This window comes from Simplicispira psychrophila DSM 11588 (assembly GCF_000688255.1).
GTDB lineage: Bacteria > Pseudomonadota > Gammaproteobacteria > Burkholderiales > Burkholderiaceae_C > Simplicispira > Simplicispira psychrophila.
In genome coordinates, this window is record NZ_JHYS01000014.1 from 1 (window position 1) to 15,787 (window position 15,787).

Sequence of the window (15,787 nt, forward strand, 5' to 3'; positions counted from 1 at the left end):
CTGCCACTGCCGCTGCCGCTGCCGTCGCGTTCTTTTAAGCGCGCCTCTTTTTTAGTGGACTCGTCACGCTCTTGGCGCTCTTTCTTGTCTGCAGCCTCGCGCGCTGCCTGCTCGGCTTTGCGCTGGCTTTCGGCTTCTTTTTCAGCGCGGTCTTTTTCTTCGCGCTGGCTTTTTTCTTTGCGGTAAATTTGCTCTAACAACCTGAGTTGCTGCTGATAGGTGTCCAGCTCTTTCTCCAGCAGCGTGACTTCTTCGGCATCTTTGCGTATCCGTGCGCGCTCGATGTCCAGTTTCAGCAGGGCCATTTTTTGCTGCGTCTCGGCTTGGTCTCGGGCGTAGCGGGCAGCGGCGACTTCTTCTTCGCTGCCCGACAGCTGAAGGAGGCGGTCTTGCAGCCCAGCCAGCCCCTGAGCCGCATCTGAGCCGCTGCGCTCGATGGCTTGCTGCTGCTTATCCAGCTCTTTCATCGCCGCGCTAGCTTCCCAAATGGCTTTATCTAGCCCCCACGGCCCAATGTTTTGGAAGTCCTCGTGCTTGCGATAAATTTTGGACAGCTCTTGGTAATACTCATCGGCCTCGACAATCGATTTGCGCCACGCGTTGGTGAGTGCGTTGGTCGCAGCGTTCTGAATGTCCGCCGCCTCCTTCATGTCCTCGGCAATACCCCAGCCCTGAGACTTAATAGATTGCAGCTCTTCGACGCTTTTGCCGGCCATTTGCGCTGCGTAGTCAATTTTCTTCAGCCCGCCCTCGACCTTTTCCAAGCTCTTGACCGAGGCCTTGCCAGCCGCATCGACCTCAATGGCAAAGCCTTGCGCTGCGGCCCCGGACGTGATTGCCGCATCGGCCACGCCGTCGTTGGCGGCAATGCTGGCCTCGGCCATCGCTTTCCATGCTTCGCTGATTTCACGCGGGCTAGCGGTTCCGCTGGCTTTGATGGCCTCAAACGCTTCTTTGGCGGTGGCGGCGGTTTGTTTCAGCTCTTTGTCGCTGGTGATGCCTAGCTCTTTAAAAGCCTCGGCAGCGCTGTTGATGCCCGGCGTGGCCGCGTCCATTGCGGCCTTGAGCTCGTCTGCTTTTTTGGCCGCTTGCTCCAAAAAGCCGTTGGCAACTTGCTCGCCCAGCACGCTGCGCAGCTCCTGCACTTTGGCTTTGAGAGCGTCGAGGTCGGCTTGGTTTTTGGCCTCCGACAGCATCTTGTTGAGCCCCAGCGTGATGGCCTCAGCGGCCTGTACGCCCTGCGCTTCCAGCGCGCTAAAGTTGTTTTGCAGCGCCGTCACAGCGACCGCCGACTCTTTAAAGCCGCTGCTGATTTTGGTGGACACCGTCTCGGCATCAATGCCCAGCGTTTTGAGCGCTTGGGCTGCGCCCTGAGAGGCGTTCACCAGCTTGAGCGTTTCTTTGCCCGCTGCGTCCATCTCAATCTTGTAGCCGCGCGCTGCGGCTTCGGCCTTGACCCACGAGGGGGCCAGTCCGTTGTTGGCGGCAATGGCTTTTTCTGCCGCCGCTGCAAATGCCGCGCCCACGTCTGCTGCGCTAGCGCTGGCGCTGTTTTTTATCAGCTCAAAATCGCTCTTGGCTTTGCTAGCCAAGTTCGTCAGCGCGGCGCTGCTGGTCACGCCCAAATTAATGTACGCATCCGCCAGCGCTGTGGCCGCCTGCGCAGCGTCCTGCACTGCGGGGCCGGCGCCGCGCAAAGCTGCGTTAATTTGCTGCAGCTTTTCCGCTGCGCCCTGCAGGTCACCAGACGCAATCAGTGCAGCGTATTCTTCGCGCAGCTTGGCGAGTGCTGCGGCGTGTTCGGCGGCTGCAGCCGTGGCCTTTGCGTCAGCGTCTGTTTTCTTTTTTTGCGCGTCAGTGGCAGCGGGCAGCGTGGTCGATAGGGTCGCCAGCGCAGCGTCAATCTCACGGGTTTTGGCGGCGGCTGCTTCTAGGTCGCCATTGGCAATCAGTGCAGCGTATTCCTCGCGCATCACCGCAACTGCGGCGTTGACCTGGGCAATCTTTTCGGCAGACGCGGCGGCCGCTGCTGCTGCGCTGGCAATGGCTGGGGTCGCCGCTGCGGTGCCAGAGGCCAGCTCGGCAAAGCCGTCGCGCGCCAGTTGCGCGCCATCGGCCACGGCGATAAATGCCGTTGTGGATTTAGCGCCCAGCGCCTCGGACGCGGCCCAAGTGGTTTCTGCTGACAGCCGAATTTCGTCGGCAGCCAATTTGTAAGCCTTGGACACATCGCCAAAGGTGACCTTGGCAAAGTTGTCATAGATCAGCGCCAGACCGGACTGGATGTTGCTGGCCACGCCAGCGAACGCCGCGCCGATGCCGTAGATGGCCCCCATGACAGTGTTGGTGCCGGCACTCATCACGCCGTAGACCAGCTTGACGATGTTGCCAGCGTTGGTGGCGTACTCGCCCACCTGTGCAAACGCTGCGCCGGTGCGGTCGGCAAAATCGCGCAGGTCAGTGGTTAATTTGCCAAAATCTATCGTCGCCAAAAACGCCCGCGCCCACGTCGCGCCCGACTGAAATGCAGCAGCAATGGCCTCGCCAAACCTTTGCACCGTGCCATCGGCTACAGCGCTGCGCAGCGCGCCCGCCAGTTGCTCCACGGCGCTTTTGAGCGCCGGCAGCACCGGCGTGCCCAGCACGGTGGTCACTGCGTCCCATGCGCTAGACAGCCCGGTGAGCGCGCCGCGCAGGTTGTTGCCCATCACATCGGCGGTGGCTTTGGCACTGCCCGCAGAGTCGTGCAGTTTGGCGCGCAATGCCTCCAGCGCCGGGATGCCCAAATTGAGCGCCGATTGCAGGGCCGGGCCGGCCTCCAGCCCCACGGCGCGCACGGCGGCAGCACCATTGGGGCCGGTAGCGGCCAGCTGCTTCAGCGCTTCGTCAAAATTGGTGGTGGTAATGCCCAGCGCGGCCAGCTCGCTGCGAAACTTGCTGGCCGGGTCGCTGAACTGCGACAGGATGGAATTGAGCGCAGTACCGGCGCGGCCCGCGTCAATACCGGCGTTGGCAAACTGCGCCACGATGGCGGTGGTGCTCTCCAGCGACAGGCCAATGGTTTTGGCCACCGGCGCAGCGTAGCTCATGGCCTCGGCCAGACCGGTGATGCTGGTGCGGCTGGCATTGGCCCCCATGGCCAGCACGTCGGCTACGCGGGCCGACTCGCCAAACTGCAGGCCCATGCCCATCACCACGCCCGTCAGGCGCTCGGACGCATCGGCCAGCGACACACCGCCGGCCTGCGCCATAGCCATCACGGCCGGCAGCGCGGCAATGGCCTCTTTGCCGCTCAGGCCCGCCTTGGCCAAGTTCTCCAGCGCCTGCGCCGCCTGTACGCCGGTAAATTTAGTGGTGGCGCCGGCTTGCTCGGCGGCCTTTTTGAGGGCTTCCAGCTCGGCACCACTGGCCTCGGTGGCCGCCTGCACCTTGCTCATGGCCTCCTCAAAGTCGGCTGCGCTAGACACTGCGCCCGCAAACGCCTTGATGCCAAAATAGCCCGCAATGGCGGCGCCAAATAATTTGACCTTGTTGCTCAGCTTGTCAAAAACCCCGCTGGCGTTGTCGCGGGCGTTGATCAGGATCCGCAGTCCAGCCCTCATCTCAGGATTCGCCATGTCTCACACTCCTCATTCATTGATTTAGCCTTTCACCCCACAAAAAAACCGCGCCCAAGGCTTACGCCTGGCGCGGTTTTTGTTTGCGTGGCACCCGAGCGTCAGACTGGCAGGTCAGGCATCGTGTCAATGCGCATGAACGGGCCAAACTCGGGGTCGGTCTGCAGGCCGGGCACATACAAAGCCGGGCCGCCCAACGTCAGCGAACTGGCCTCATCGCTGATCCAGCCAAAGTCGCCGGTCATGGCCAAGCTGATGCGCGGGATGATCACCCGCACCTTCTGCCCGTCGCCATTGACGCCGCTGAAGATGATTCCCTTCTCGACGTTGGACTTGCTGAACGCCGCAATATTCACAAAGCCGGCGTAGCTGTAATCCACCTTCAGCGGCTCCACGTGCGTCGCCGGGTGCGCCAGCAGGCGGTAGCGGCTGTGGTCGGCATCGCTGACTTCATAGTGCGTGCCCTGCACATAGGTGATCGGCACGCCGGTGCTGTCTTCAATCACCACGCTAGAGCTGCGCGGATTCTTCAAAAAGAAGTAATCCCCCGGCTGCATCTCGGCCAGCAACTCCTCGGTCACGGTGCCAGCGGCCTTGACCACCGCCGCGCCATAGAACGCCTGCGCCAGCGTGCGCCCGTCAAACTGCACCATCTCCAGGCCCACCGTCAGGCTCTTGCTTTTTTCCATTTCTTTGAGCGTCAGGCGCTGGCCCGAGCAGCTCTCGTTAATGGTGGTGGTCTCGCGCGCGGGCGTGGCCGTCAGCGTGCGGTTGCCACAGCCGACGCTGTACAGGTTGGTCAAAAAGCCCATCTCGGCACGGCCGTTCACCGGGTCATAGGTGCCAATGTGAACGGGCCCTTGGCCGTTCCAGATCATGCTGGTGGATGCAAGCGTCATGGCTTATTGCTCCTTGGTTTTAGGGGTGGCCACCGGTGCAGCAGCCGGGGCGGGGGCAGGGGCGGGCGCAGCCTCAGCGGCACCCACAGAAATCAGCCACTGGGCCTTGCCCTCGGGCAGCTCCAAGCATTGCTCGGGCAAATAATCGCGCCCGGCGTGGCGGTGCGGCTTGATCAGCTTGATGCGCTTATGCGCCAGCGGGTCGGGTTTGGACATGAAAAAGGGCTCCTATGTAAGAGCCCCCAGTGTTTGCCGTGCAGCGGTTTTGCAGGAAGAAAAGCGCTTTAGAAAATCAAGTGGTTGGATGCGGCATTCTTGTGTGCGAGTGCTGTCACCCCGCCTTGACCCACTGCTTGTAGGGGCTGGCCACAGCCGCAGCCGGCGGCACTAGGAATGTCGGCAACGCTACTGGGAGCGTGGCGGCACCGTTAGTTCCTGCGGCGACAAAAGCGAACAGGCCTTCTTTGTACGCCCCGGCGCGCCAGTCCAACACTAAGGGGAGAGTGCGCAGCGTCCACGCGATGCCGTCAGGTGACGTTGCAGCGACGTTGCTTGGCTCCGAGTCGCTTCCGGCAAGCGCGATGAACTGACCAGCACCAAATACCACGCACCCCCAAGATGCGCTCGCCGGAAGCGTGCGCTGCGTCCACATGATGCCGTCCGGCGATGTCGCTGCGATGTCCCCTGCCGTTGCGACGGCAACAAAAACGCCGTTGCCATAGGCGATAGATCGCCACTGCGCGGACTGCGGCAGCGTGCGTGGCGTCCATGTGCCTGCGGCGTTGGTTGATGTCAGCGCAATGTCGCCGTCATACGGCAACAGTATGTTGACACCGTTGCTTCGGCAGATGGCACCCCAACGCACTAGAGCCGGTAGCGGAAGAGGGCTCTTTACCCAGCTGCTACCAGTAAAGCGCACAACGTCGCCGGTTGCCCCGGCAACAAATGTAGACATAGGCAAAGCACCGAACCCCGCCGCCACACGGGCAACGCCGCCCACTTCCCATTCGGCACTGACCGGCAAAACACCTTGCGTCCACGTGATGCCGTCGGTCGAGGTCAGCGCAATGTCGGTGCCTTTGGCGACAGTGCTGAAAACGCCGCTGTTGAATATCACTGCCACCCAGTCTCCCGACACTGGCAGCGTGCCCAATGTCCAAGTGACGCCGTCGGGCGACGTAGCCGCCAGATCGGTGCCTCGGGCAATAGCGACAAAAACCGCACTTGTCGTAGAGTAGGCAATGGAGCTCCACTCTGCATTCTGGGGCATATAGCGGGTCACAGGCGCCCATACGCCTTGTTCGGGTAGCCCGAGCGCAGCGTACAAATCCGGGTAGTCTGCGCTTGGGTAAACGCCGCCGGCTTGCAGCCACTGCGCCCCGGGCGACTGCAGGCCGGTGTACACCGTGCCAACCGCCGGGGCGCTGGCACTGTGCAGCGCTTTGATGTCTGCGCCGATGGCCTGCGCCAGCGCGGTGATGCTGGACTCCAACGACATGGTGTTACGCCTTTGCCGCGTTGTAGGCGGCCACGTAGTCGCTGTCGTATGCGCCCAGCCCGTCGGTCAGCGCAGTCAGGTCAGCCGCAGCAGCTGCGCCGATGTTGTCACGTGCCTGTGTTTTTTCAGGCGAAGTCAGCACCTGCGCGGCGTCAAAGCGCACGCGGTTGGCAATCTCGGTGGCGATAGTGGCGGCAAAGCTCGGGTCGTTGCCCAGCGCTGCGGCCAGCTCGTTGAGCGTGTCCAGCGCAGCAGATGCGCCGCCCAGCAGCTCGTCTTTGACGGCGGTCTTGGCAGCTTCGATACTGTCGAAAATTTTGTCAGCGCTCCACGTCACGCCGGTGTTGCCGTTGCCTGCGCTGTCGTTCACGGCCACGCCGGCGCTGCCGATAAGCGTGAGCAGTTCGTTGATGGCCGAGACAATACTGGTTTTGGTAGTGGTGCCCAGCGCGGTCAAGTCGCCGCGCGCTACGTGCAGAGCTTTGACGTCGGTGCCCATAGCTTGGGCAAGGGCGATGATGCGAGTTTCGAGGGACATGGTGACTCTTTCAGGGGTTGGTTCAGGATTTGGCCAAGATGTAATAGGCCAGCGGGTCTACGGTACCGAGGCCGAGATTTGTTTGGGCGTCCGCTTGCGCAGCAGGGTCGGCGGCGAATTCGGATAGGCGGTTAGTCGTGAGCAGCGCACCGCCGGCGTCGCCGACAGGGCCGGGCGGGCCTTGCAGCCCAGGCACACCAACAATGGTGACCACGTGGGCACTGGCGCCGTGGTTGATGACAGTGACAAAGCTCATGCTGTAACTCCGCTCAAGGGGTGGTGACGGCGTCTAGCACTTGCACGCTCACGTCGCAGGTGTGCATAACGCAACCGGCCGCGTCGGCGTAGCGAATGTCGGCAGACAGCTGTCCCGTAGGCCAGCCCGAGGTCTCGGCACTCGTGGCGCTCAGCAGGTAGGTGCCCGCCGCAGCAAGGTTGCCAATAACAACGGCAAGGCGATGCACCAGCTTGCCGCCAGGCGCGCGCACCCAACAGTCGATCTGCCAGCCCGTAATGTCCAGCGGCTGCCCTTGCTGCTGCACAGTGCAGACAAGGTTGAGGGTGTCGCCGCGCTTGAGGGTGATCAGGCGCATGGGTCAACCTCCTTGGCGGCATGGCACATCCTTGTGCAGCAGGTATTGGATTTGGTAGCGGTCGGCAAACAGCAGCACGCTGGCGTCGTAGTCCAGCACCGCCCCGCCGTCCCAGCCCACCACGCGGGCGCCCTTGTCGGGCTTGTGCCCAATCAGCGCCGTGCGTACTTGGCCAATCAGCACGCGGGCTTGGTCGCTCATCTGTTCGCCCATTTGCTCGCGGTAATTGCGCAGTGCCAGCACCACACCAAAGCGCACGCGCGCCTCTTGGCTGCACACGCCAATGCTGGTCGGGATGCGACCGGTGTTCTCCTCCTCAGAAAACACCACAAACGCGCTGGGTGTGCGAAAGCTGCGCAGCTCTTTCACCGCCGCATAGTCCGCCGCGCTGCCCACCACCTGCAGCTCAGGCACCGCCTGCAGCAGACGCTGCACGATCAGGCCGGTATCAAAAGGCTCAAAGTTCATTGCGCACCGCCCTACCTGAAAGCCTTGAGCTGGTCACGCCCAAACACATTCGGCGCAAACGCAAAGCGGGCATCGTGCTGGTCAATGGCCACCGCGTCTTGCGCGCCCAAACTGAATTTGCCGTCCGCCGTCTGCTGCAACAAGCGCAGCGCATCGTTGTAGCCGCGTGCAATTGGGTCTTTGCTCTCCAGCGCGGTGCGGTTTTTGTGCAGCAGGTAGCGCGCAAGGGCCCGGCACCACGCGCTCACCAACGGGTGCACCGGGCTGAGCGGCAGCACATAGCCGCGCTTGGCCAGGTAGCCGTCGATCAACGCGCCGGCATCGCCCACGGCGGCATCAATGCGCGTGGCCGCGCGCTGCGCCGCCAGCACATCGTCGGCCGGCCACGCGCTCACATCCGCGCCGCGCAGCACGGCATCCAACAACTCGGCGGGCACGGGGCGGCGGTGCTCATCGCTGGCCACCTCCGACAACTCCAGCGCGCCGGGGCTCTCAGCCAAATCTGCGTGGGTGATGTAAGCCATGACCTGCGCTCCTTACAGCCAGTCGGCCACCAGCGAATCGAGCGCGCCCATCACATCGTTGGTCACCACGCCCACGCCCGGCTCGGCCACCAGTTCGGCCTCCATCAGCTTCTTGGCCACAAAGCGCAGCGCCTTGGGCACCACCAGAATGTTGGGGCTGATGCCCAGCGGGCGACCGTGGTCGCCGGTCTGCGTCTCCATCGCCAAGATGGCTTCTTTCAGGCTCTCGGCCGTCAGCGGCTTGTTGCTGGCGTGGGCCAGTTGCCAAAAGCCAAAGCCCGCATTGCGCCGCGCATCCACGCCGTACACATACTGCGCGCGGTTAAACACACCCTCGTCCGTCTCGCCGGTCAGCGAGACAAAGTTGGGGTTCTTGCGGTTCTGAAAAATCAGCGGCTTGAGCGCGCGGCGTGTCTCCAAGATGTACCAGCTCGGGCCAGCGCCGGCGTCGTCTGACACGTTGGACACGCTGACTTCTTTGCCCTTTTCATTGAGCACCTTATGGCCGGCGCTGAAAAACGGCTGGCCGTCGTAGCACAGCGCCGTGCGCCCGTCTTTGAGCAGGCCAAACACCAGCTGGTCGGGGTGCACCTCCACCGCGCGGCCCATCTCCTGCATCAGCGGGGTGTAGACGCCGTACTGGTCGTCTTCAATGGCGGTGCGCGGCACGCCCACCGTCAGCTCAAACGGCTTGTTTTTGATGGTGTAGCCGTGGTTGCCAATGGCGTGCACCACGCGGTCGCCCAGCCACTCGCGCAGGCCCGGCAATTGGCCCAGCCAGCCGTATTCTTCTGCCGCCGTGGTGCTGGGCACCGTAGTGGCAATCTGGCCGTACTGGCTCTCGGCCTGACCCAGACCGGCCTTGAAGGCCGCGTTAAACGCCACATACAGCGTCTTGAGGTTTGCGTTGTTTACTTGCATTTCAGTCTCTCTATTTGGTTATCAGCCCACGCGCACCCACACGCCGCGCTCGGTCACGTCCAGCACCGTGCCGGCCTGGCAGGTGCCGGTTTTTTGCACGGTGCAATCGTCCAGCGCGTAGCAGGCGGCACCAATGTCGGTGCGCGCCAGTGCGTCAGCGCCGGGCGCGTTATCAAAGCAAAACACCCCCAGCGCGCCAGCGGTCTGCGCATCGCCTGCAGCTTGCACGGCGCGCACACGGGCTACGGCACGCACTGGGGTAGTCGCTGCCGCCGTGGCAGGCGTAGCCAAGGCGGTAGCGCTCAGCACATACATCGCGCCGGCAAAAATCGTTGCGCCAGTGGCCAGCGGGTCGGCCACCAAGCGGCCATCGCGCTCGGGCGTGGTGCGGTCTTGGGTCAAAGCAGTCATTGAGTGGTACTCCTTGCGCTAAAAATTAAAAATCAGTTGCTGCGGCCGCCGGCGTAGGCCTCGGGCGTCATGCCGCAGGCCACGGCTACCGCCATTTCAGAATCGCTCAGGCCATGCGGGTTGCCGCTCTGGTTGCCCTGCGGTGCCAGGCCCCGGGTCTGCGTGCCGGTCAGCGCCGCCATCGGCTGCGCCGCCGCCAAATAAGCACTCAGCGCCGCCACATCCTTGCCGCCCAGCTCGCGCGCCCACACCTCTAGCGCTGGCAGCAAGCGCCCGTCTTGCAGCGCCGGTGCCACCAAGTCATCGACTTGGCGCGTGCGCGACTGCGCCGTCAGCGCCGCCACTTGGGTTTGCAGCTCGCGTACCGCAGCCACGGGCACAAACAGCGCCGGGTCAGCGCCTTGGGTGCGCAGGCGGGCACAGGCGGCAGCCACCGCCGGGGCGTCCGCCTTGTTGTCCAGGCCCAGCTCTTGGTGCGCGGCATCCAGCTGCGTCTTCATGGCACCCAGCGCCTTGAGCGCGTCGTCTTCGCTGGTGGTATCGGGCAAGCCCAAGGCGGCTAGCAGTTTTTTTAGCAATTCATTCATCGCGGGGGTCTCCGGTGCGGGGGGATGGTTCAAAGGGGTAAAACGTGCGCTGGCAGCGGCCATCAGATTGATGGCCTCCATGCCGGCAATGGCGGGGTGATTGGTCAGCGCGCCCATCAAGATGCGCGTGACCTCACCCGTGCCCCGGGCGTACTCAAAAACGGGGGAGAAATAGCGGTACTCGCCCGCCTGCACCAGGCTGCGGGCGCGCTCAGTCAGCTCCGCCTGCGCAAACAGGCCTTGGCCTTCAATCCAGCGCAGGCCGTGCATCCAGCCCGCCGCCGGTGCGGGCTGGCCGTTGGCTTCTTTGTGCAGAGTCTGGTGCTCGTAGTCGATGACCGGGGGCTGCTGCGCATTGAAGGCTGCAATCACCCGCTGCGCCACCTGCGCATCCATGCGCCACGCGGGCACGTCCATCGCGCGCCCGTCAGACGGCGCAAAGTCCTGCCCCGGCGTCAGCTGCAGCAGCACATGCTGCGCAGGCACTGCTGCACCTGCAACAGCAGTAGCGGCAGCAGCACCAGCGGCCTTGGCGTCAAACGCGCAGGCCGCCACCGCAATGCAGTAAGGGGATAGGGTGGGGAAAGAAAGAGAAGCACTAGGCATGGCGCCATAGTGCAAGGCAAGGGGTGCGGGGGCCGACTAAAGCGTTTTACAACTTAGCCCCCCGCTGGCGTGACAACCGCCTCAGGCGTCGCCCAAGCCCGGCAGGCGGCCTTGGCAGGTCTGGAATTGCTCCAGCTGCCAAGTGCCCACAATTTGGCGCACGCGCATCTCAGTCAGGCCGTAGCGCCGGGCCAACTGCGGGTAGTTGTTGCCCATAAATTCAGCGCACAGCCGCCGGTCGCGCGCGCTCAGACCCACGGCCATGCCCTTGGCCAAGTAAATCGGCTGGCCGCCCAGCTGCGTCGCCAGTGCATCGAGCTGCAGCAGCACCACCTGCGCCATCGCCACCAGCACCGCTAGCCAGGGCTCATTCGGGCAGTGCTGGCCGGCGCGCGCGTCTTGCAGCACCAAGGGCGTAAACAGGCACAGCGCCACCTCGCGCATCGTCTCCGTCAGTCCCTGCGGCAGCATGGCTTCGAGCACCTGCGCCTCGGCGCTGCTCAGGTAGCGCTGCGTCATGCCGCACCCCCGCGCAGTTGCCAGGCCTTGAGCGCCTCAATCAGCACGTCCAGCTGCACATCGGTGGCAAAGCGCAGCGCACTCACCTGCACCGTGCGCTCCACCCAGGCATTCAGCGCGGCCGCGCTGGTGTTGCGCACCACGCCGTCGCGCCCCAGCTGATGCCACAGCGCCCACACCTTGCGCTCCTTGGGGCTGGCGGCAGCTTTGACCTGGTCGAATTTTGCCGCTGCGTAGGGGCGCTGGCGCGTGGGCTGCACCGCGCCCATGCGCTCGGCCAGCTTTTGCAGGTGGTCACGCACCGCGCCGCGCTGGGTAGGGGTCAAGTCCTTGCTGCTGGTCTTGCCGGTCAAGTTGGCCAGCAACGCGCGGTAGTCGCCATCTTGCAGCTGCAACTTGGACTTGAGCACGTGGATGGCGGCAATGTGGTTGGTGGCCATGCGCTACCCCTGTTTCAATTTAAGCGCCACAGAGACGATTTCGGGGCCACTGGCACCCAGCGCCCCGGCATTTTCTTTGGGACGTTTTGGGACGGCATTGGGCGCGGCTGCGGTGCCTTGGTGGCCGATGGCGGCGGCCATGTGTGCCAGCAGCCGCACCGCATCAGCCCCGGTGGTGCGAATCGTCACGCCCTTGGCGGTTTCGCGCACGGTGATGCTCATACCGCCGCCACGTCCAAACTGATAGGCAAATACTCACCGGTGGTGTCGTTGCGCTCGTAGAAGCGGATGTAGGGCTTGGTGCTGGCGGTTTGCATACTGTCGGCAATGGCCTGCATGGCTTGCTGCCACGCCTCGTCGTGAATGGCCAGGCGACGCAGGCCCAGCACGCGGGCGGTGTTGATCTTGCCCTCTTTGTCGGTTTGGAAAGCATGGTTTACCAACACCAGCATGTTGTCATTGGCGCCTTCGCTCCACTGCTGCACGCATTCATCAATCAGCTCTTTGGCGGCCATCAACTGCTCGCCAAACACGATGCGATCTTGCATCTGGCGCACCAGCTTGAACTTGCCGTCAAAGCTGACCAGCGTGACGTTGCCCTTGTTGCCGCCACTTTTAACGCCGTACTGTTCCATGCTGGTGGACACCAGCGCGGCCACCTCTTGCATGGCATCGAGCTTGAATTTGCCCAGAGCGGCGCTGCTGGCCTTGGCCATGATGCACAGGTCGGTGACCACCTGGTGGCGCAGCTTGTCGATGTCTTTGACCTTGGCGTCGGGCACCAGGCTGCCGTGCTGGTCTTTCCAGTAGCCGGGGGGCGCTCCGGCCGTCGTGGGTACGGCGACAGTGGCCGTGTAGGTGGTGGTGATTGCGGTCATTGCAAATTCCTCTCAGGGGTGGTTAAAAAAGATAGCTGCTAGCGCTTGTCGAATAAGCGCTGCAGGCTGTTTTGGCTAAATGCTGGAATCAGCAGTGGCCACGGCTGGCGACAGCGGCAAAGTCCATCGCACCAGGGCGAGTCGGAGCGAAGACGCGGGGGGCGTAGGTGCCCTCCATCACGTTGATGCGCCGGGGTGGCACCAGGTTGAGTGCGGCGGGCGGCTCGGCTACAGCCGCAGCCACTGCGGTGCGTGCCGATGGCTGCACAAACCAGTGCTGTGCTCCATCCTTGTCCCAGCCAAAGTCCAGCCAGCTGTAGGCCACCAGGTTGCGTAAGCGCTTGAGCAACTGGCCCTTGGTCTCCTCAGGAAACTGAGCGCACAGGTCTTTTGCGGTGGCCTTGCCATGCGTGCGCAGGTAAGCGATGACGGCCACGCTTTCGGGGCCAAGAGCGGTTTTTCGGGTCATGACTGAGCGGCTTTCTTTTTGCGTTCAATTTCTTCGCGGAATTTGCGCACCGTGGGGCTGGGGCCTGCCGGTGTAGCTGGGGCTGCCAGGCGCGGCGCTGGTTGCAGCGCCTGCGCCACCTGCACCGGCGCGTGGGTGGTAGCAGGGCGCGGCCCCATGCGCCGCTCTTGCTCGTGCTGCTGCTCTTGCGCGGCTTCGTGCTTGTCCGCCTGCGCGGCAACGATGGAGTACAGGTAGGCGTGGCCGGTCATCGGCAGGGTGAGCCTGTCATTGGCGCGGGCGCTGAGCATTTGCTCTATCGCCGCTGCCCATGCCGGCAGCGGCGCTGGCCAGTCGCGCCCTTTGTGCGTGATGGCGCGGCGCTCCAGGTCCGGCAGCAGCTGCGCCATCAGGCGCAATTTCTTGCTGTTGGTCAGGCGCTGCTTGGGCGGCGTGAACAGCGTCAGGTACTGCAGTACCAGGGTGCCCAGCGGCACGCTCAGGGTGACCATGCGGTCAAAGGTGCGGTCAGCCTCCAGGCGCCCCAAAATCTGCTCAAAATTCAGCGTGGCCGAGCACACCGGGCAGGCGAGGTTTTCAACAGAGGGGCTTACCACAGCGCGGCTCCTTTGGTCAGCACCAGCACAGCAGCGGCCAGGGCCACGCCGGCCAGCAATGCGCCCAAGAGCTTGCGCAGGAGACCACGGCGTACACGCTTGGGCCCGCACTGCAGCACACCAGGGGCAAACGGATAGTCCGCTCCCGAGAGTCGCTCTTGCAAAGCCAGTGCGTCGTAGTCGCACGTATCGCAGTCGGCACGGCCCTGGCACACGCCCAACTCAGCGCAAGTGCGCACGCGGATGTTGTTGGAAGTCATCGATCAGCTTTCGTAAAAAGGCAAAAAAAGAGAAAAAAGGCAGGGCAAGCATCCGGCGGTCACGCCACGTAACAGGCCAACATCGCCAGTGCTCGGGCATGGTTTTGGTACGGCCCGATGGCTGCACGAGCGGCGACACAACAGCCTCTGTAGGCAATGGGGCCGGCTGTATGGGCGCTCGGGCAGATGCCGCAGCAGCAGTGCCGGCCTCAGCAGCTGCCACAGCCACCACCGGGGTGGGCAGGGCCAGCGTCCACAGCAACGCCGCCATCAACTCCAGCAGCAGGCTTTGCAACAGCGACGACAGCAGCGCTACCACGCCCGCATCCAGCCCGGTGATGGCCGCTAGACGTGCATCGACTGGGTCGCCAGCCTGCGCTGCGCGCTGGCGGTCTTGGCCCGCAGCCGCATCGGCCAGCTGGGTGCGCAAGGCACCGGCCCGCAGGGCACTGGCGCGCTCGTCCTGCAACGCTTGCACCCGTGCAGCAGCGCCCTCTACGCTGGCCTGAGCGCTATGGCAACGCCCCTCAGACTGCGCAGCGCAACGCGCCAGCGCCGCCTGCGCCTGTGCCGCGCGCACGCTGGCCTGCGCCAGATCAGCAGCCACCGTGGGCAACGCCCGCGCCGCTGCATGGGCCTGCAACTCCGCCTGCAATGCCTGTGCATGTCCGCTGGGGGCTACCACGGCAGCCCGTTGCGCACCGGCGCGCTGTTGCACCCCGGCAAAGTAATGCGCGTGGTGGTACAGCGTGGCCAGCACACAGCCGACAAACAGCGCCTGCACCAGCCGGTTGCGCCGCGCCGCCAGTGCTGGCAGCAGATGCGCCCCCAGCACCAAGGCCACCGCCACGGCAGTCACCAGCACCCGGTCATCGCTGGTAGCGGCCCGCTCGGCAGCAGCGGCAGCGGCCATGGCAGCGCACACCCCCGACACCGCCAAGGCCAGCGCAGCAGAGACGCTGCGGCGCAGGGCCATCAGGTAGCGCTGGGCCACGTTCAGCACCCCCCAATCACTTGGGCATCCACCTGCGGCCAGCCAGCGCGGGTGGCGGCATTCATGGCACGGCACACCAAGTTATTCACCACCAGCGGAAAGCACTCGCTGCGGGCGTCGGTGGGCTTGCCGCCACGTGGGATGTGCACCAGACGGGCGCGGATGGCGTCGGCCGCATCGGGGGCAAACACGTCCTCGTACTTCAAATCAAAGCGGGCAAACTTGTGGCGCAGGTAGCCTTCCAGCTCACTGTCCAAAGGCTCCAGCTCTACCACTTCGCAGCGCTGCGCCACCTCGCGCACCTCGGCGTTCTGGCTGGACAGGCGATCGCGCAGCTCGGGCTGGCCGATCAGGGCAATGCCGACCAGGCGCTGCATACCGTCTTTGAGTTCCAGGAAGCGCTTGAGGTGCTTAAGCGTGGGCGATGGCAGGCAGTGCGCCTCTTCGATCACCAGCAGGTGGCGGCGGCCCGCGCGGCGGCTGGCCTTGAGCAGTTCGTGCACCTGACGAAAGCGCGCCTCGGGGCTGCTCTTGATCTTGAGCTGCGGATCCAGCGCGGCGCCAATGGCCTCGGCAATGTGGCTAGCCTTGAGCGTTTTGCCCTTTTGGTCATTGGCCTCCATGGCCAGCACGTAGGGGCGGATGATCACCACGTCGCGCTTGTCCGCCTTGATGCTCTCTTCCAGGTCTTCGGCCAGCGTGCTCTTGCCCGCGCCGCTCTCGCCCACCACGGCGACAAAGCCGTGGTGGTTGGCGCAATCGCTCAAAGTGGCGCGCACGTAGCGCACGCTGGCGGTTTGGAACACGTCGTCAGGGCTTTGCACGTCGTCCAAAAACGGGTTGCGTGGCAGGGCAAAGTGCTTACGCGCGTCGGAGCTAAGGGCTTCGTTTTGTAATAACATGGTTTCTTCCTTTGTGGTTTCGTTTGGTTTTGGGGTTACAGAGGCGGCCTCGGTGAGGGGCGAATTC

21 protein-coding genes are annotated in these 15,787 nt (G+C 63.9%); all 21 read right to left on the reverse strand.

Going from position 1 to position 15,787, the window contains the following annotated elements; translation table 11 throughout:
* The coding region (locus Q390_RS19200) for a phage tail tape measure protein (protein ID WP_156949904.1) at positions 1-3,617 on the reverse strand (3,617 nt) is incomplete at its 3' end.
* A 101-nt stretch (positions 3,618-3,718) separates the two neighbouring features.
* Positions 3,719-4,516, reverse strand: coding sequence for a phage tail tube protein (locus tag Q390_RS0113165; protein ID WP_027996482.1), 798 nt, complete (start codon positions 4,514-4,516; stop codon positions 3,719-3,721).
* Between the two features lie 3 nt (positions 4,517-4,519).
* Positions 4,520-4,732 (reverse strand): DUF7210 family protein, encoded by a 213-nt coding sequence (locus Q390_RS0113170; RefSeq protein ID WP_027996483.1) that lies wholly within the window; start codon positions 4,730-4,732, stop codon positions 4,520-4,522.
* A gap of 115 nt (positions 4,733-4,847) precedes the next feature.
* Entirely contained in the window at positions 4,848-6,014 is a 1,167-nt protein-coding gene (locus Q390_RS18500; protein WP_156949905.1) for a beta propeller repeat protein, read from the reverse strand.
* A 4-nt stretch (positions 6,015-6,018) separates the two neighbouring features.
* On the reverse strand, positions 6,019-6,552 hold the full coding sequence (locus Q390_RS0113180; protein WP_027996484.1) for a hypothetical protein: 534 nt from the start codon (positions 6,550-6,552) through the stop codon (positions 6,019-6,021).
* A gap of 22 nt (positions 6,553-6,574) precedes the next feature.
* Positions 6,575-6,808, reverse strand: a complete 234-nt coding sequence (locus Q390_RS0113185; RefSeq protein ID WP_027996485.1) for a hypothetical protein — start codon at positions 6,806-6,808, stop codon at positions 6,575-6,577.
* 13 nt (positions 6,809-6,821) lie between these two features.
* Positions 6,822-7,145: a hypothetical protein gene (locus Q390_RS19205; RefSeq protein ID WP_051603243.1), complete on the reverse strand. Its 324-nt coding sequence runs from the start codon at positions 7,143-7,145 to the stop codon at positions 6,822-6,824.
* Between the two features lie 3 nt (positions 7,146-7,148).
* The gene (locus tag Q390_RS0113195) at positions 7,149-7,613 is read right to left on the reverse strand and encodes a phage tail terminator protein (protein WP_027996486.1); all 465 of its coding nucleotides are present in this window, start codon (positions 7,611-7,613) and stop codon (positions 7,149-7,151) included.
* 11 nt (positions 7,614-7,624) lie between these two features.
* On the reverse strand, positions 7,625-8,137 hold the full coding sequence (locus Q390_RS0113200) for a gp436 family protein (protein WP_027996487.1): 513 nt from the start codon (positions 8,135-8,137) through the stop codon (positions 7,625-7,627).
* A 12-nt stretch (positions 8,138-8,149) separates the two neighbouring features.
* On the reverse strand, positions 8,150-9,058 hold the full coding sequence (locus Q390_RS0113205) for a Mu-like prophage major head subunit gpT family protein (RefSeq protein ID WP_027996488.1): 909 nt from the start codon (positions 9,056-9,058) through the stop codon (positions 8,150-8,152).
* A gap of 21 nt (positions 9,059-9,079) precedes the next feature.
* Entirely contained in the window at positions 9,080-9,469 is a 390-nt protein-coding gene (locus Q390_RS0113210) for a hypothetical protein (protein ID WP_027996489.1), read from the reverse strand.
* Positions 9,470-9,501: 32 nt separating this feature from the next.
* A complete protein-coding gene (locus Q390_RS0113215) occupies positions 9,502-10,662 on the reverse strand; it encodes a phage protease (protein WP_051603259.1) in 1,161 nt (386 codons plus the stop codon).
* 81 nt (positions 10,663-10,743) lie between these two features.
* The gene (locus Q390_RS18510; RefSeq protein WP_037473021.1) at positions 10,744-11,181 is read right to left on the reverse strand and encodes a Mor transcription activator family protein; all 438 of its coding nucleotides are present in this window, start codon (positions 11,179-11,181) and stop codon (positions 10,744-10,746) included.
* A complete protein-coding gene (locus Q390_RS0113225; protein ID WP_027996491.1) occupies positions 11,178-11,621 on the reverse strand; it encodes a regulatory protein GemA in 444 nt (147 codons plus the stop codon). Before Q390_RS0113225 ends, Q390_RS18510 begins: the two co-directional genes overlap by 4 nt.
* A gap of 3 nt (positions 11,622-11,624) precedes the next feature.
* The gene (locus tag Q390_RS0113230; protein WP_027996492.1) at positions 11,625-11,843 is read right to left on the reverse strand and encodes a hypothetical protein; all 219 of its coding nucleotides are present in this window, start codon (positions 11,841-11,843) and stop codon (positions 11,625-11,627) included.
* Positions 11,840-12,499, reverse strand: coding sequence for a DUF3164 family protein (locus Q390_RS0113235; protein WP_051603244.1), 660 nt, complete (start codon positions 12,497-12,499; stop codon positions 11,840-11,842). Before Q390_RS0113235 ends, Q390_RS0113230 begins: the two co-directional genes overlap by 4 nt.
* 88 nt (positions 12,500-12,587) lie before the next feature.
* The gene (locus tag Q390_RS0113240) at positions 12,588-12,968 is read right to left on the reverse strand and encodes a hypothetical protein (protein ID WP_027996494.1); all 381 of its coding nucleotides are present in this window, start codon (positions 12,966-12,968) and stop codon (positions 12,588-12,590) included.
* Positions 12,965-13,564 carry a hypothetical protein gene (locus tag Q390_RS0113245; protein ID WP_027996495.1) on the reverse strand — a complete coding sequence of 200 codons (600 nt, stop codon included), beginning with the start codon at positions 13,562-13,564 and terminating at the stop codon, positions 12,965-12,967. The genes Q390_RS0113240 and Q390_RS0113245 overlap by 4 nt, the downstream gene beginning before the upstream one ends.
* A complete protein-coding gene (locus tag Q390_RS0113250; protein ID WP_027996496.1) occupies positions 13,558-13,824 on the reverse strand; it encodes a hypothetical protein in 267 nt (88 codons plus the stop codon). Before Q390_RS0113250 ends, Q390_RS0113245 begins: the two co-directional genes overlap by 7 nt.
* Positions 13,787-14,827 (reverse strand): hypothetical protein, encoded by a 1,041-nt coding sequence (locus Q390_RS0113255; RefSeq protein ID WP_027996497.1) that lies wholly within the window; start codon positions 14,825-14,827, stop codon positions 13,787-13,789. The genes Q390_RS0113250 and Q390_RS0113255 overlap by 38 nt, the downstream gene beginning before the upstream one ends.
* The gene (locus Q390_RS18515) at positions 14,821-15,720 is read right to left on the reverse strand and encodes an ExeA family protein (protein WP_037473039.1); all 900 of its coding nucleotides are present in this window, start codon (positions 15,718-15,720) and stop codon (positions 14,821-14,823) included. Before Q390_RS18515 ends, Q390_RS0113255 begins: the two co-directional genes overlap by 7 nt.
* Positions 15,721-15,787: the final 67 nt, after the last annotated feature.

Coding starts and splice junctions, on each gene's coding strand:
- Q390_RS0113165 (WP_027996482.1), bottom strand. CDS start 4,516: ATGACGCTTGCATCCACCAGCATGATCTGGAACGGCCAAGGGCCCGTT.
- Q390_RS0113170 (WP_027996483.1), bottom strand. CDS start 4,732: ATGTCCAAACCCGACCCGCTGGCGCATAAGCGCATCAAGCTGATCAAG.
- Q390_RS18500 (WP_156949905.1), bottom strand. CDS start 6,014: ATGTCGTTGGAGTCCAGCATCACCGCGCTGGCGCAGGCCATCGGCGCA.
- Q390_RS0113180 (WP_027996484.1), bottom strand. CDS start 6,552: ATGTCCCTCGAAACTCGCATCATCGCCCTTGCCCAAGCTATGGGCACC.
- Q390_RS0113185 (WP_027996485.1), bottom strand. CDS start 6,808: ATGAGCTTTGTCACTGTCATCAACCACGGCGCCAGTGCCCACGTGGTC.
- Q390_RS19205 (WP_051603243.1), bottom strand. CDS start 7,145: ATGCGCCTGATCACCCTCAAGCGCGGCGACACCCTCAACCTTGTCTGC.
- Q390_RS0113195 (WP_027996486.1), bottom strand. CDS start 7,613: ATGAACTTTGAGCCTTTTGATACCGGCCTGATCGTGCAGCGTCTGCTG.
- Q390_RS0113200 (WP_027996487.1), bottom strand. CDS start 8,137: ATGGCTTACATCACCCACGCAGATTTGGCTGAGAGCCCCGGCGCGCTG.
- Q390_RS0113205 (WP_027996488.1), bottom strand. CDS start 9,058: ATGCAAGTAAACAACGCAAACCTCAAGACGCTGTATGTGGCGTTTAAC.
- Q390_RS0113210 (WP_027996489.1), bottom strand. CDS start 9,469: ATGACTGCTTTGACCCAAGACCGCACCACGCCCGAGCGCGATGGCCGC.
- Q390_RS0113215 (WP_051603259.1), bottom strand. CDS start 10,662: ATGCCTAGTGCTTCTCTTTCTTTCCCCACCCTATCCCCTTACTGCATT.
- Q390_RS18510 (WP_037473021.1), bottom strand. CDS start 11,181: ATGACGCAGCGCTACCTGAGCAGCGCCGAGGCGCAGGTGCTCGAAGCC.
- Q390_RS0113225 (WP_027996491.1), bottom strand. CDS start 11,621: ATGGCCACCAACCACATTGCCGCCATCCACGTGCTCAAGTCCAAGTTG.
- Q390_RS0113230 (WP_027996492.1), bottom strand. CDS start 11,843: ATGAGCATCACCGTGCGCGAAACCGCCAAGGGCGTGACGATTCGCACC.
- Q390_RS0113235 (WP_051603244.1), bottom strand. CDS start 12,499: ATGACCGCAATCACCACCACCTACACGGCCACTGTCGCCGTACCCACG.
- Q390_RS0113240 (WP_027996494.1), bottom strand. CDS start 12,968: ATGACCCGAAAAACCGCTCTTGGCCCCGAAAGCGTGGCCGTCATCGCT.
- Q390_RS0113250 (WP_027996496.1), bottom strand. CDS start 13,824: ATGACTTCCAACAACATCCGCGTGCGCACTTGCGCTGAGTTGGGCGTG.
- Q390_RS18515 (WP_037473039.1), bottom strand. CDS start 15,720: ATGTTATTACAAAACGAAGCCCTTAGCTCCGACGCGCGTAAGCACTTT.